The sequence below is a fragment of the Pseudoalteromonas atlantica genome (assembly GCA_007988745.1).
GTDB classification, from domain to species: domain Bacteria; phylum Pseudomonadota; class Gammaproteobacteria; order Enterobacterales; family Alteromonadaceae; genus Pseudoalteromonas; species Pseudoalteromonas atlantica.
Genome location: BJUT01000025.1, coordinates 1 through 15,944, shown reverse-complemented (window position 1 = coordinate 15,944; position 15,944 = coordinate 1). Strand labels below are relative to the sequence as shown.

The window sequence follows — 15,944 nt, the reverse complement described above, 5'->3', positions numbered from 1 at the left end:
AATTTAATTAGAATGCACGCATTACATCACTGGTAATTTATTGGTAGCAAAGTTGCTTTAGCTCAACAGCCCAAGCACATAAATTTTGTTCTACTATTTACATATTAACATTCCTAAGGGTTGCTTATGTTATTCAATGGCGATTTGACAACAACCTGTCCTACAAGACAGAAAATTCGTGATTTTTACCGCATTGATGAAAATGCTGTTATTGATCATATTTTACCACTTGCAGAAGTGGGTGTTAAAGCACGAAGCCGTGCATGGGAAAGAGCTCGCCAGATTGTTTTAAACATTCGAAAAGATCAAGACGGTCAAAGCGGTGTAGACGCACTTTTAAATGAATTCTCACTCTCTAGTGAGGAAGGTGTAGTGTTAATGTGTTTGGCCGAAGCCCTACTTCGCGTACCAGACAAAGCCACGCAAGATACGTTAATTCGTGACAAGCTTGCTAAAGGTGATTGGAGTTCTCATTTAGGAAGCAGCGATTCTTTATTCGTTAATGCTTCTTCGTGGGGATTATTAGTAACCGGTAAAATGGTTAACTACACAGATAAAACCAAAGAACAGCAATTTGGCATGCTTAAAAAGACCATAGGTCGTTTAGGCGAGCCTGTGATCCGCAAATCTGTAAACTTTGCCATGAAAATTATGGGTAAGCAGTTCGTTATGGGTCGCACCATTGACGAAGCCATTGAACGCGCTGCTGAAAAAGAGCAAAAAGGCTACGTTTACTCATACGACATGCTAGGCGAAGGCGCGCGCACAATGAAAGATGCCAAGCGTTACTTCGACAGCTACATGAACGCAATCCATGCAATTGGTAAAGCGGCAAATGGCCGTGGACCAGTTAAAAGCCCAGGTATTTCAGTTAAACTTTCTGCTATTCATCCACGTTATGAGTTCACGCATAAAGACCGCGTAATGGCCGAAATTGTACCTAAACTGAAAGAGCTCGCGCTTGCTGCTAAAAAGTACGACATTGGCTTTACAGTTGATGCAGAAGAAGCTGACCGCTTAGATATTTCGTTAGATGTTATAGAAGCGGTATTTAGCGATGAAGATTTAGGTAACTGGCAAGGTTTTGGTTTAGCCGTACAAGCATACCAAAAGCGCGCTATTTTTGTTATTGAATGGGTAACTGAACTTGCTACTCGTGTAGGCCGTAAAATGATGGTTCGCCTTGTAAAAGGTGCCTACTGGGATACAGAAATTAAAACCACGCAACAAGATGGTTTAGAGCACTACCCAGTATTTACGCGTAAAGCAACTACCGATGTATCTTACAAAGCTTGTGCTATTAGAATGCTAGAAGCACGCGATGTACTGTACCCGCAATTTGCAACACACAACGCTTACACTGCAGCCACTATTTTAGAAGTTGCTAAAGGCGATAACACCGGGTTTGAATTCCAGCGTTTACACGGTATGGGCGAATCTTTATTTGACCAAATCGTAAATGAAGAAAAAATTCAATGCCGTGTTTATGCACCCGTTGGCCAGCACGAAGACCTACTTGCCTACTTAGTACGTCGTTTACTAGAAAATGGCGCTAACTCATCGTTTGTAAACGCCATTGTAGATACCACTAAACCTGTTGAGTCGCTATTACCTGATCCAGTAGAAACACTGCAAGGTTTACGTAATAAGTACAATACGCAAATTAAAATGCCAATCGACTTATACGGCGATGAACGTGCTAACTCTAAAGGCATGGACTTAACCGATATTAATGTAATTACGCCATTCAAAGAAAACCTTGAAAACTGGTTTAACGATCACTTAATTGATCAAAGCCAAGTACCTGAAGGCGCATTAGCAGTTAAAAACCCAGCTAATCACAACGAAATCATCGGCCACGTTAAACTGCAATCTGGCGATGAGATGAAAGACATTTTGGCCAATGCAGAAGCGGCATTTGAGTCATGGTCGCAAACATCTGTAAAAGAGCGTGCTAATTTATTACGCCGCGTGGCAGATATTCTAGAGCGTCACCACGATGAGCTCGTAGCTATATGTATTAAAGAAGCCGGTAAAATTGCGCAAGATGGTATTGACGAAGTACGTGAAGCCGTTGATTTTTGTCGTTATTACGCGGCACGTGCAGAAGAACTTGCAAGCGATGAGCGCTTTGAAGCACGCGGTGTAATTTTATGTATTAGCCCGTGGAACTTCCCGCTTGCTATTTTCTTAGGTCAGGTGGCCGCTGCGATAGTGACTGGTAATACTGTTATTGCAAAACCTGCAGAGCAAACAAGCTTAATCGCACTTCGCGCTATTGAGTTAATGCTTTCGGTTGGCTTACCAGAGCATGTAGTACAGCCGGTGATTGCCCGCGGTTCTGAGGTAGGTAAAACAATCGTACCTGATGAGCGTATTCAGGCAGTTATGTTTACCGGTTCTACAGAAACAGGCACACTGATTTCACAAACACTGGCTGCGCGTAACGATATTCAAGTACCGTTAATTGCAGAAACCGGTGGCCAAAACTGTATGATTGTGGATTCAACAGCGCTGCCAGAGCAAGTTGTTGATGATGTAATAAGCTCAGGTTTCCAAAGCGCAGGTCAGCGTTGTTCAGCACTGCGTGTATTGTTTATACAAGAAGATGTAGCCGATGGCATTATTGAAATGCTTAAAGGCGCACTCGCCGAGCTGCATATTGGCGACCCGTCATTACTTTCTACCGATGTAGGCCCAGTAATTGATGAAAAAGCCCTTAAAACGCTAAATGATCATGTTGAATACTTAAAAGGTAATGCAACACTTCATTACGAGTGTAAGATCCCTGATAACACCGAAAATGGCGCCTACTTTTTTGCCCCTCGTTTATACGAAATCGAAGATTTATCAGTACTTAAACGTGAAGTATTTGGTCCATGTGTGCACATTGTTCGCTTTAAAGCGAATGATATCGACAACGTGATTGACCAAATTAACAACACAGGTTATGGCTTAACAATGGGTGTTCACTCACGAATTGAAGAGCGTTGTGAGTACCTAGCTAAAATGTCGCGTGCGGGTAACGTATATGTAAACCGCAACATGATTGGTGCCATTGTCGGTGTGCAACCGTTTGGTGGCCGTGGTTTATCTGGTACAGGCCCTAAAGCCGGTGGCCCTAACTACCTGCAGCGTTTAGTAAAAGAGAAAGCATCACCTGATAACGTGCAAATGACTAACCTAACGCCAGATGAGCTTGATTTACACCATTACAGCGGTGCAAACGAGCAAGTTGAAAAGTTAATGGCTAACTCAATGCGCGATGAGAAAATTTGGCGTGCAACACCGTTAAATGACCGTGTATCGGCTGTTCGTCAGCTGCTTGCTAAAGTAGCAACGGTCGAAATTATTGATGACCTAGCGGACGATTTGGCATTAACGCTTTCAGAAGCCCGTGCACAACTTAACCGTTTAGAAAAACACATGCGTAAGTTTACTACTTTGCCTGGACCTACTGGTGAATCAAACACCTTGCACCTTGAAGCACGTGGTTGTGTAGTATGTTATGCAGATAAAAGCACGTCATTTAACTTTTGGGCGCTTTCAATCATCACAGCACTTGCTGCAGGTAATACAGTAATTACGGTAGCATCAGAGCTATTTTACGATGAAGCGGTAGCCTTTAAAGATAAGTTTATTGCCACAGGCGTTGCTGAGGGCGTGTTCCAGGTTGCAAAACCTAATCAGCTACAAGCTATTTTGGCTCACCCTCACTTAGCGGGTGCGGTGGTTGCTGCACGTTCGTCTCGTTTAGGTTACTTCAGCCAACAACTTGCACAGCGTAAAGGTGCTATTTTGCCAGTAATTACTTCAGAGTATTACGATACGTTAATTAAGCGCTTAATTACTGAAAAAACGATCAGTATAGATACTACCGCATCTGGTGGTAATACTTCACTGATGACCCTAGTAGAAGATGACGAATAGCCCATCTAGTACTAATTAACTAAAAATGTAAAAAAAGGCACTTAAAAGTGCCTTTTTTTTTACCCTGCAACGTATAATGATGCTAATTTAAACAAAGCCCCATTACAGAAGTAAAAAAAATTGAAAGTCATCTCTATTTCGCAATTACAGCCTGGCATGTTTGTTCAAAGTGTTACAAAACAAACTGGGCGCATTAAAATTAAAAACCAAGGCTGGGTTAAGACTCAGGCGAGTATCGATAAGCTCAAAAAAGCGGGCATTTTAGAAATAGAGATAGATCCAGATAAAACATTAACTACACCCGAGCCCGACACTCAAGCCCCTGCGCCTAAGGCAGAGATTAAAAAACGCGACCCTTGGCTTAAAGTTCACAGTAGTGAACAAGAAATGGGCAAAGCTAAAAAGCTCTACGACGAAGCTAAAACACTTCAACAAAAGGCCTTTGGCGATATAAAAGCGGGTAGAGATATAGACATAGCGCCTTTTAAAGAACTTGCCAGTGGCTTTATGGACTCTATTTTTAGAAACCAAGATGCCCTAGCCTGCTTAACGCAAATGCGTCAAAAAGATGCTTACTTATTAGAGCACTCTATCAACGTTTCTATTTTAATGGGTATTTTTGCAAAGCACTTAGGCATAGAGCGCGACATTATTGTAGAGCTCACTACAGGTGCTTTGTTACATGACATAGGAAAAATTAAAATTCCTGACAAAGTGCTCAATAAACCGGGTCGCTTTAGTGATGACGAATTTAAAATTATGCAAAACCATGCTCTGTATTCTAAGCAAATTTTAGAAGAAGCGGGGTTAACGGGTATTGCTGTAGATATTGCTGGCCTACACCATGAGCGCTTAGACGGAAAAGGCTATCCGTTTGCCAAAAAAGGCGATGAGATAAGCCAATACGTACGTATGGCGTCAATTGTAGATGTATATGATGCACTTACGGCAGAGCGGGTATATAAAGCAGGTATGGAGCCTATAAAAGCGTTTAAAATTTTAAAAGATGGTTGCCCTGATAGCTTTGATGGTGAGCTACTTACTAAGTTTATCCAATGTATTGGCATTCACCCAGTAGGCACCTTAGTGCGCTTATCTAGCCAAAAAGTAGGCTTGGTTACACAGAGTAACCCTGAAACACCTTTAAAGCCGGTGGTTAAAACATTTTATAGTGCTAAACACGGTCGCTACACGGAAATGCAAGATATAAACTTGGCAAATAAAAAAACAGCTGACAAGCTCGAATCAACTGTTAAGCCGACCGACTACAACATTGATTTAGAGCGCTTTTACAAAAACGCTATTTTACCTTGAGTTAAAAAGTAAAGCCGCAGTTTTGCGGCTTTACTTTATTAGCTGCGCTTTATTGCGGCCAATCCTGCAAAGCTTTAATACTGAATTCATAACCATCAAAATCAAGTACACTTTGCTCTGGGGTAATTTCGCGCACTGTTAGTGCCCCTATGCTCTCCCCTTCGTGTAGCTCTCTCCCATTAAGCTTTATCCAGCGTTTATCTGCACTTGAGGAGTATATATGTGCTTGGTATTTAATGCTTGGTAGCATGGCTTGTAAACCATCTGGTAATAGCTCAACCGGTTTAACTCGAGATGAACTGCGAGAGGCCTGCGTTACTTCGTAATCTTGTTCTTGCTCCGAGTCTTTTATCGCTTGAGCAAAGGCATCTTTTAATTTACTCGGTACAGCATCAAGCTCCGGACTACTTTGCGGCGCTTGCGTGCTTGGCGTATTTTCACCATTCAGTGGTTTTCCAAGCACTTTGTACTTGCTCATATCTAAACCTGCTGAGCTTGTATTTTGTGCTTGCGGCTGCATAAATTGCGTGTTTTGGCCGTGTGCATTATAAGCAAGTGGATTATAGCTTTGCGTATTAGGTAGCTGTGCATTGTAAGTTTGCTGATTAAACGCATTTTGATTATACCCGTTAGCATTTATAGGGGGTTGCACATTGTAACCTGGTTGCTGCTGCGCCAGATTATCATTAATAGGGATATACTGCCCCTGTGGGGTAAGCAACATTTTTTGTACCCCGGTAGGTGTTTGTACATACACCAACTGCCCTTCAATCGTTGCTTTATTACTATTTTTTTCAGCCTCTGAAGAAGGTGATGTTACAGGCTTTTCGGCTTTATTTTGCGCTGTAGTTGGCTCATCTGTTACTGCTTGTTTTTGCTTTTTGCTATCAGTGCTAACAACATCAACCGGCTGGCTTGTTTTTAATAGTGCGCTGCTTTGAAACCACTTACCTGCTGTAAAGCCACCCGCTATAGCAATAAATGCTGCAATTGCGCCGCCAAGTAGCCACACCATTTTTTTATAGCGCGTAAGTGCTTGCTGCTGTTTTAACTGCGCTGACTGCAAATCATATTGCTCGGCGCTCATATCTGCTTGTTGAGATTGCTTTAATGCATCTAATAAATAAGACATAAATTACCTAACTATATAATAAACGACATGCCAACACCTACTGCAAACAAAGCAGCAAATGCTAAGTAATAATAAACACGGCCAGTGGATTTAGGTGCATTATTCTGCGCAGCCACAAAGTCCATAGGCAGTGATTCTTGGACTGATTGTTTTATAATATCACTATCAACAATAAGCTGCTGCTTAGAAAAAGCCCCGACTAACGCGCGCTCACAGACTAAATTCATTAAGCGTGGAATGCCGCCAGTTAACTGATGTACAGCTTGCATAGCATCGAGCGAAAACACGCCTTTATCACACCCGGCAATATGTAAACGATGCTTTATATACGCAACTGTTTGCCCTTGGGTGAGCGGTAATAAATGATACCGTGCTGTAATTCGCTGCGCCAACTGCCTAAGCTCAGTACGTTTTAATAATGCCTGAAGCTCTGGTTGACCCACTAAGACTATTTGTAACAGTTTTTTATGATCAGTTTCTATGTTAGTTAATAGTCGTAATTGCTCAAGCACATCGGGGGCAAGGAGCTGCGCTTCATCAATAATTAAAATTGTGTGCCCGCCCGCTTTGTTATTAGCCTCTAAGTGCTGCTTAATAATGTCGGTTAAACTTTTAAGGGTGGCATTTTGGGCATCGTAAGTAATGTTTAGCTCATCACAAATACTGGCCAAAAGCTCAAGCTCCGACAGCGCCGGATTATGGATCATTGCAACTTGAGTGTTCTCTGGCAGTTGCTCTAACATACTGCGGGTAATGGTGGTTTTGCCTGTTCCCACTTCGCCGGTTAGCAATACAAACCCGCCATCTTCGCCTAATCCATAGGTTAAGTGGGCAAGTGCCTCTTTGTGGCGTTCGCTTAAAAATAAATAATGGGGGTTGGGTGAGATCGAAAATGGCTTTTCGCTCAAGCCAAAGTAGCTTAAATACACCGCAATGTTCCTTCGTCATTAAAACTCGGCCTATAATGGCAAAAAAAACGACAAAGTAACAACGTTGTATGCGCTTTATTATTGAAATAACGTAAATTTATGTAAAACAAAAAAGCGCCGCTAAATTTAGCGGCGCTTTTGTATTAAAGCTAAGTGCTTGGCTATTTTACTTTACTTAGTTTTCGTAACGCACTAAACGTAAATACACGTCACTGGTTTTAGCATGTAAGCTATTAAGCCCGCTATCAAACTGGTAAACCCATGCTGAGCTCATCGTGCTTACCCCTGAGGTATTACTCCAGTAGTTTTGCAATTTAGTGCCTAAAAACACCTCTTCGTTAATACTTGGCTCGGTGCAGCTGTGCTCTAAAATACTGGCAAGCTCTTTAATATTAGGCACCTGCCAATCGTCGTATTCGGCAGTCGTGTCGTTTTCTGCGCCTCTAAGTGCTTCTTGCCAATTAAGTGACGGAGAAGAGCCTGTACATGTTTCAGTGTCGCTATCGTAAACTTGTCCGTAGCTACAACGTTGCCACATTAGGCCTGTTTCTGAATCTAACACTGTGCCATCGTCATAAAGAGTGAAGCGTGTGGTTGGTGTTGTTGTATCCGCCCCGTCGTAACACGTTTGCGCTGCGGCTAGTTGAAAGCTTGCGCTAAATACAGCCATTGAAAATAGTAAGCATGTTTTCATGATTTTCCCCTATCGGCTTCTGACTAAACGTACATACGCGTATTTTTCTTTCGGGTAGGCTAAGTCATTCCCGTTGCTCATATCGATAATGTACGCTTGCGATAAGCTGGTACCATCGGCTGCAGTTTGCGATGTCCAGTACGGTAAATTCACATCATCTATAGCGCCTGCTTCTGGCATATTTGGAAAAAACGCTTCATCAATTAATACGTTTTCGCCCTGCTTGCCATAATCTATTAAGCTCAACAGCTCAGTGTAAGTTGGTAAGCGCCAATTGGTACCGCCGCAAAAATCTAAGTCGTTCACTTCATTTATATAGGTTTGCACACCACAGCTTGTATCATCTGGGCAGGTGGTATTAGCGGTACTGGTATCGGTAAAGGTTGTCGTGCCTAAATCCCAAAAGTAATGATTTTGGCCATCGCGTAAGGTGGTATTAGGTAATGTACCTGATTCTACACTTTTCACTTCCCATACAAGCCCCGTTACGTTGTCGCGTATACAAGTAAAGTCGTCACTATCATCAGCTACTTCATCAGCAAACTGATTTAGCTTAGTGTAGTCAAACGCAAGGTTACCTTGGCCTGCTTTATCGAGTTGGTTGGCAAAGCTGTCTCGACCAAGCTCTGCATCTTGACCCGGAAAGTCACTACTTTGGCAATTGATACGCTGCGTATTGTTATAACACTCGCCTAGGCCACTGTCGTTAATTAACCCTAATGCTTTTGGTGATACGTCAATAAATACGGTATCGGTGTCAGTGCGCCCTTTAGAATCAGTAACAGTGACTTCAAAGCTCAATGTGGTATCTAAATCAACGTCGGAGGCAAAAAATATCGTGGTACATTGGCTAGTATTTGCCAGCGTTTCGGCATTGCCCGTTAATTGTTGCCAGCTACATGAAAACGTATCTGTTAGGGTGTCACTTTCACTTGCATCTAAGGTCACTTCCTCAAATTCTTCAACGTTTTGGTCATCTCCGGCATTGGCCACAACCAGCTCGTCTGTTTTATTTAATGTCATACTGTATTCAGTACTTGCCTCGCCGCCCTCGTCGTCGGTAACGCTTAATTGCCATATTAAATTAGTATTTGATTCAAGCAGCGGGTGGCTAAAACTTACCGTAGAGTTGTCAAAGTCGGTTACATCTAAATCAGGGCCTGAAATTAATTGCCACTGATAGCTATTAATTTGGCCATTTTCATCAGGGTCGCTCGACTCTTCAGCACTTAACGTTACGGTGTCGTTATAGGTTGAAGGTAGTGTTTCTGGGGCTGTTTGACTAACAACAGCAAGCGGTAATTGATTACTTGAGGTAATAAATATGCTCACGTTGTCACTAACTAAGCTGCCATTATCTGTTTGATAGCTTACAGATAGTACAAGTTCACTATCGGCTTTAACATCGGGCGCAGTAATTGTTTGCTCTGCACCTTCAAGCGGGAAGCCGTCCACAGATGGCCCGCTAACGCGCTGCCAAGTAAAGGTACCGTCGGCTGGTGAGCCTTGTGCGGTGATTGTAAACTCTGTTTTTTCTACAACCTGAAGATCGGTTCCGGCATTAACCGAGGTTTCAACAGCAGAGTCTTCACTACCGCCGCCTCCACCGCCACAGGCAGCCAATAAAAAACAAGATATAAGGGGAGTAAAAGCAAACGCTTTCATAAAACGCACCTATAATGTCAAATAATTACTATAGTGTAATCACTAGCAATAAAGGTGCCATTTAGAGTTATACCAATTCGCTTAATTAAGTGAACCATTTTGAGGCTGGAAAACGTGTCGCAAAATGATTAAGCATTATTGCGGATTGGTATTACATATACGTATCTTGATGAATACGCACAAACAGCTTAGTGCCTATTTTTGAGTAATCTACTTTGTATTCACGCCCATCAAGCGCCTGAATAAACAACAGCTGTTTTTCTTCGCCAAAAATATCAGCGCTACTTACATTAACAATTTCAAGGTAACGCTCTTTGGCATCACGCCGGTTTTTAGGTAGGTCCTCTTTAAATGGCTCCAAACCATTTTGAGTTACCTTTATACGTGGGTGCTGCTCTGCATTTACAATGACTAGATCAAGCTTTTTATCTTTATGGATGATGGTATTGCGACCACTCTTTATAAAAGATCTTTCTTGGCTCATTATTTTTCCTACTATCGCATTTAGTGTCCAACTTGCGATGCTATAAACCGTTCAGGTGCGCGTTTCCATTTATTTAAATCGGCACTGAACGACCAAATGTCTGTCTCTAATACACTTGCGGGTAACAGTAAATTATATCCCGTTAACAACTCAAGGTGCTTGGCTCTGTTAGCAAACATAGCTATAAGTCCAGTATAGCTAAATCCTTTAGGTGAGGTGTATTGTGTCTCTTCTATTAACCATTCTGATGGGCAATTGCCATTTTTGCAATGTTTTTGAACAGCTTGCATAAATAAATTACGCTGCTCTATCAGTAGTTTTCCGGCTATGCGTGGGTGTATAGCGCTTAAAAATTCGTCCATATCATTGAGTTTTAAACCTACTGCGTTTAATTCAAGGTGTTCAAGCCCGTCAGCCACCTTAGGAATACCGCTGTGATGTAAGTTACTAACATGTAATTGCCACTGGCCATACTTATGCTGATACACAAGTAAGGACTCACTAAGCACTAAACTGTAATAAGGTTCCTGTGTTTTTAAAAAACCAATAAAAATAGCAGCTATGCACATGCTTACTAAAAAAATTTCTATTAAGCTAATTTCACCCGGGCGCAGTAAATTAAACAGCATAATAAATACCAAACCTACGCTGCCTACAGTAAGTACTTCAATGCCATTGCGCGCCCCTTGCGCCCTGTATTTTATTATTGAACTTGGCTTACCCATATTGGTAAAAAGCCATATAAAATAAAAACATAACAATACCCCAAAGTATTATTTTTCTCATTGTTAAACAGGTTTTACACTGCGGTGGTTGCTTCATCGTTTTATCATAATTTTAGTGTTAAATGGGAACAAGTAATTAGTCTCATAAATTTTTACGCCTAACGCACAAATTTATGAGACACATAACCGCCTTTTCACGGTCTTATTTCGTACAATACTTACAATTTATTTTCAGGTATGAAAACGATGTATTCAAAACAGTCAGGTAAAGCTCTTTTTCCATTTTTAATTACGCTTCTTGTTATTTTAAGTGTGTACTTATATTTGCCATCTAGCCATGGCGAACAATCTAATTCAAGTGATACACCCACACAGGTAATGGCTCATACGGTATCGTCTCAAGAAAACACCGTTATGATTGAAGCCATAGGCAGTGCACGCGCAAACCAAGCAATTTATATAAAAAGCGCACAAAGCGATTATGTTACACACATATATTTTGAAGATGGCGACTTAGTAAGTAAAGGCCAACGCCTTGTGCAGCTGCAAAATCAGCAAGAACAATACGCTGTAAAAGAGCTAGGCATTAACTTAAAAGAAGAAAAACGTCAGTTAAGCCGCCTTACTGAGCTTTCTCGTACGCAATCTACCGCTAAATCATTATTAGAAGAGCAGCTTTCTCGCGTAGATGCCACGCATGCTCAACTAGAAAGCGCTAAAACCAAACTTGATGAAATGCTAATTACCGCGCCGTTTTCTGGCCTATTAGGCAAACGAGAAGTGTCGGTGGGTGCTTATGTAAGTAGCGATACAATTATTACAACGCTTGATGATATTAGTATTATAAAAGTTGACTTTAAAGTCCCTGAAAAATATTTATCTCAACTTAACCTAGGCATGAAAGTACATACTCAAAACGATGCCTACCCAGGGCGCACTTTTACCGGCAAAGTGACCCATATTAGTTCTCGTATCGACTCGGTTACTCGCAGTGTTGAAGTAACCGCAAGCTTTGCTAATAAATCCGGGCTATTACGCCCTGGGATGCTTTTAAACACCGCTTTGGAGCTTAGTAGTAATCAGGCGCTTATGGTGCCAGAAAAAGCCGTGATCCCACTGCAAGATAAACATTTTGTATACCAAGTAAAAGATGGTATTGCCAACAAGGTAGAAGTGCATGTTGCTGGCAGAAATAACGGCTGGGTAGCGATTGATGAAGGCCTTAGCGATGGCGAGCAAGTGATTACCGAAGGCATTATTAAAATTCGCCCTGGTAGCAAAGTAAGTGTTGAGGGTTAATCGGTGAAAATTACAGACACGAGTGTTAAACGCCCTGTTTTTGCCATAGTAATTAACTTACTACTGCTAACATTTGGCTTGGTGGCTTTTTCGATGCTACCACTTAGAGAATACCCAGATATTGAAACCCCTATTGTCAGTATTAGTACTGACTACACTGGTGCTTCGGCAGAAATAGTCGAGACAAAAATAACGCAAATATTAGAAAACCGGATATCGGGTATTGAAGGTATTAAAAGTATTAATTCTTCAAGCAGAAATGGGCGCTCTAATATCGTTATTGAGTTTGATATAAGCCGTGATATTGACGCAGCCTCAAACGATGTACGAGAGCGAGTAGCCCGCGCTCTAGATAACCTACCAGAGCAAGTGCGCCCACCAGAGGTATCTAAGTCAAACAGCGACGAGAGCCCTATTGCTTGGTTTGTACTTAACAGTGAAACCATGAACTCGCTGCAATTGAGCGATTATGCACAGCGCTTTATTGTCGACCGATTAGCCGTTGTAGATGGCGTTTCAAATGTACGTATTGGTGGTGAGCGCCAATACGCCATGAAAATTTGGCTAAACCGCCAAGCCATGGCTGCTCGTGGGATCACTTCAAGTGATATCGAAAACACCCTACGCAGTGAAAACGTAGAGCTACCAGCAGGTGAAATTGAATCTATCGACCGCGACTTTACCGTACGAACAGCGCGTAGCTATAAAGACCAACGTGATTTTCAAAACTTAGTTATTAAACGCGGTGAAGACGGCTACCTTGTGCGTTTAGGTGAAGTTGCCGATGTACATTTAGAAGCCGCCGACGATGAAAGCCTGTTCCGTGGTAACGGCCGTAACATGATTGGCCTTGGTATAGTAAAGCAAGCTAAAGCAAACACCTTAACAGTAGTAGACAACGCCCGCAGTGAACTTGAAAAAATAAAACGTAATTTGCCAGAGGGCACCACTATTCAAGACAGCTACGACTCGTCTATTTTTATTAAAGAGTCAATCAACGAAGTATATAGCACGCTTGCCATTTCTATGGGATTAGTGGTGTTAATAATATTTATCTTTTTAGGTAATATTCGCGCTACGCTTATCCCCGCCGTTACTGTGCCTGTAGCACTTGTTGGCAGCTTTATGTTTTTACTTGCCATGGGTTATTCAATCAACTTATTAACCTTACTTGCGCTGGTATTAGCGATTGGTTTGGTCGTAGATGACGCCATTGTAATGCTTGAAAATATTCACCGTCGTATTGAGCTTGGCGAACCACCTTTATTAGCGGCCTTTAGAGGTGCCCGCGAAGTAGGCTTTGCAATTATTGCGACAACGCTTGTGCTTATTTCGGTGTTTGTACCTTTAGTATTTATGGATGGGCGAATTGGCGCCTTGTTTACAGAGTTTGCAATGGCTGTAAGTGCCGCGGTGTTTTTCTCTAGTATTACTGCCCTTACCCTCTCGCCGGCGCTGTGCTCTAAAGTTTTAAAAGCGTCAGAAAAAGAAAGTAAATTTAGCCAATGGATGGACCGTGTTTTTAGCAAAGTTGAAAACAGTTACCGCCAATCGCTTACCTCAAATATGACCAAAAAATGGGGCCTAATGATAAGCCTAGTACTTGCTGGTTTTGTTAGCTACTCGTTGTTTTTGCAAGTGCCCTCTGAGCTTACGCCAAAAGAAGACCGCGGTACCTTTTTTATTATGATGAGCGGCCCTGAAGGCGCAAGTTATGAAAATAACGCTGCCAACATGGCCAAAATAGAAGAGCGCCTGCTTCCTTACTCAGAAGCTGGCGAATTAAGCCGTGTTTTAGTGCGCGTACCGGGCTGGGGCGGCAGTGGCGGTGTTGCTATCGTTGGTATGGCCGATTGGGATAAGCGCAAACGCTCTACCTGGGAAGTTATGGACGAAATAAGCGCCAAAATGACCGAAGTAACAGATGTACGTGCCTTTGCTATTATGCGCCGTGGTATTGGCGGTGGGGGTTCTTCTCGCCCCATTGAGTTTGTACTACAAGGTAACGATTACGAGCAACTTGCTGATTGGCGCGACCGCATTATAGAGCGCGCAGAAAAAAATCCAGGCTTGGTAAGAATCGATCACGACTATAAAGAAACCTTTCCACAATTTTTAGTCAGCATAGATAAAAACAAAGCCGCCGATTTAGGTGTGTCGGTATCAGATGTAGGCACCACGCTTGAAACCATGTTAGGGCAGCGCCGCGTTACCACCTTTATTGACCGAGGTGAAGAATACGATGTAATTTTAAAAGGCACTAAACAAGACTTTACAAACCCTACTGATATTTCAAATATTTACCTTAAATCACGCAGTGGTGAACTGGTCCCGCTAGATAGCCTTATAAGCTTGAAAGAAGAGGCCACAGCATCGCGCTTAAACCGTTATAACCGAATGCGCGCCATCACACTAAGCGCTAATCTTGCGGACGGTTATACACTTGAACAAGCACTTAACTTTTTAAACAAAGTAGCTGCAGAAGAAAACGACATTGACGGCGCTGTAGATTATAAAGGTGAATCACAATTATATTACGAAGGCGCATCGGCCATGACCTATGTATTTGTGCTTGCCCTAACTGTGACCTTTTTAGTTTTAGCTGCGCAATTTGAAAGCTTTATGCACCCGTTTATCATTATGCTAACAGTACCACTTGGCCTAATGGGCGCTATGTTTGGCCTATGGGCAACGGGCTTAACGCTTAATATTTATAGCCAAATTGGTATTGTAATGCTGATAGGTTTAAGCGCTAAAAATGGTATTTTAATAGTCGAATTTACCAACCAACTGCGTGATAAAGGCGTAGAATTTAGCGAGGCTATTTTGCAAGCGGCCACTCAGCGCCTGCGCCCAATAATAATGACCTCTCTGACTACGGTAATGAGCGCAGTGCCTTTAGTATTGGCATCAGGCCCAGGCGCAGAGAGCCGCATGGTAATTGGTGTGGTGGTATTTACAGGGGTTATTGTATCAACATTGCTAACGCTTTATGTTGTGCCTGCGGCGTATTATGCCCTAGCCCGCAACACACAGTCGCCAGAGTTTTTACAGCAAAAATTAAATAAGCAAGCCGACTCTCACCCGCTAAAAGACAGCGAAGAAATTTAACTGAGCTTACACTGCGCCGTAACTTGCTGTTACGGCGTATTCAATTTATGCTCGCCTTAATACTGTAACAGACATAATTAGGACAACTTATGAGCACATCAACACAACTAGCAACATTTGGTGGAGGCTGTTTTTGGTGTATAGACGCTGCATTCAGACGAGTAAAAGGTGTACTAAACGTAAGCTCAGGTTACACCGGCGGCCATACCGACAACCCCACGTATAAATCGGTCTGCTCTGGTACAACAGGCCATGCCGAGGTTGTGCAACTGGAATTTGACAGCGCTGTAGTGAGTTTTGAAACACTGCTTAGCATGTTTTTTACGTTACACGATGCCACGCAATTAAATCGCCAAGGTAACGATATTGGCACACAGTATAGAAGTGTTGTTTATTACCACAACGATGCACAATTAAGTCAAACCAATGAGCTGATAGCTCAGCTACAAAACCATATTAGCGAGCCAATAGTGACAGAGGTTAGCCCTGCTACCACATATTACCCAGCGGAGCATTATCATCAAGATTACTACAACGAAAACCCACAGCAGGGCTACTGTAGTATTTTAATTGCGCCTAAGTTACACAAGTTTGAAACTGTATTTAAAGAATTTTTAGCTGACTAGCTAATTTGCGTTGTTAAAACAATTCTAATACCAAT

At 42.2% G+C, this 15,944-nt stretch carries 11 protein-coding genes; 5 read left to right on the top strand and 6 right to left on the bottom strand.

Annotated features, from left to right (window positions below):
- Positions 1–126: 126 nt before the first annotated feature.
- Both putA and PAT01_RS11520 read left to right on the top strand, forming a co-directional pair.
- The gene (gene putA, locus PAT01_RS11525; RefSeq protein WP_029773864.1) at positions 127–3,930 is read left to right on the top strand and encodes a bifunctional proline dehydrogenase/L-glutamate gamma-semialdehyde dehydrogenase PutA; all 3,804 of its coding nucleotides are present in this window, start codon (positions 127–129) and stop codon (positions 3,928–3,930) included.
- Positions 3,931–4,050: 120 nt separating this feature from the next.
- The gene (locus PAT01_RS11520; protein WP_154945522.1) at positions 4,051–5,244 is read left to right on the top strand and encodes a cyclic di-GMP phosphodiesterase; all 1,194 of its coding nucleotides are present in this window, start codon (positions 4,051–4,053) and stop codon (positions 5,242–5,244) included.
- Between the two features lie 49 nt (positions 5,245–5,293).
- Here PAT01_RS11520 and PAT01_RS11515 read toward each other — a convergent pair whose 3' ends face one another.
- From PAT01_RS11515 to PAT01_RS11490, 6 genes are all read right to left on the bottom strand, one after another.
- Positions 5,294–6,376 carry a general secretion pathway protein GspB gene (locus PAT01_RS11515; RefSeq protein ID WP_154945521.1) on the bottom strand — a complete coding sequence of 361 codons (1,083 nt, stop codon included), beginning with the start codon at positions 6,374–6,376 and terminating at the stop codon, positions 5,294–5,296.
- Positions 6,377–6,387: 11 nt separating this feature from the next.
- Positions 6,388–7,305, bottom strand: a complete 918-nt coding sequence (locus tag PAT01_RS11510) for an ExeA family protein (RefSeq protein WP_154945520.1) — start codon at positions 7,303–7,305, stop codon at positions 6,388–6,390.
- 175 nt (positions 7,306–7,480) lie between these two features.
- Positions 7,481–7,999, bottom strand: coding sequence for an Lcl C-terminal domain-containing protein (locus PAT01_RS11505; protein ID WP_154945519.1), 519 nt, complete (start codon positions 7,997–7,999; stop codon positions 7,481–7,483).
- A 9-nt stretch (positions 8,000–8,008) separates the two neighbouring features.
- Positions 8,009–9,664, bottom strand: a complete 1,656-nt coding sequence (locus tag PAT01_RS11500) for an Lcl C-terminal domain-containing protein (protein ID WP_154945518.1) — start codon at positions 9,662–9,664, stop codon at positions 8,009–8,011.
- Between the two features lie 151 nt (positions 9,665–9,815).
- Positions 9,816–10,148 (bottom strand): hypothetical protein, encoded by a 333-nt coding sequence (locus PAT01_RS11495; RefSeq protein ID WP_024034321.1) that lies wholly within the window; start codon positions 10,146–10,148, stop codon positions 9,816–9,818.
- A gap of 20 nt (positions 10,149–10,168) precedes the next feature.
- Positions 10,169–10,873, bottom strand: a complete 705-nt coding sequence (locus tag PAT01_RS11490; RefSeq protein WP_004587177.1) for a DUF2982 domain-containing protein — start codon at positions 10,871–10,873, stop codon at positions 10,169–10,171.
- Positions 10,874–11,119: 246 nt separating this feature from the next.
- Between PAT01_RS11490 and PAT01_RS11485 the strand changes: the two genes are divergently transcribed.
- The 3 genes from PAT01_RS11485 to msrA all read left to right on the top strand — a co-directional run bounded on the left by PAT01_RS11485 (position 11,120) and on the right by msrA (position 15,909).
- Positions 11,120–12,172 (top strand): efflux RND transporter periplasmic adaptor subunit, encoded by a 1,053-nt coding sequence (locus tag PAT01_RS11485; RefSeq protein ID WP_154945517.1) that lies wholly within the window; start codon positions 11,120–11,122, stop codon positions 12,170–12,172.
- A gap of 3 nt (positions 12,173–12,175) precedes the next feature.
- The gene (locus PAT01_RS11480) at positions 12,176–15,283 is read left to right on the top strand and encodes an efflux RND transporter permease subunit (protein ID WP_154945516.1); all 3,108 of its coding nucleotides are present in this window, start codon (positions 12,176–12,178) and stop codon (positions 15,281–15,283) included.
- An 89-nt stretch (positions 15,284–15,372) separates the two neighbouring features.
- Positions 15,373–15,909 (top strand): peptide-methionine (S)-S-oxide reductase MsrA, encoded by a 537-nt coding sequence (msrA, locus tag PAT01_RS11475; RefSeq protein WP_154945515.1) that lies wholly within the window; start codon positions 15,373–15,375, stop codon positions 15,907–15,909.
- Positions 15,910–15,944 lie beyond the last annotated feature (35 nt).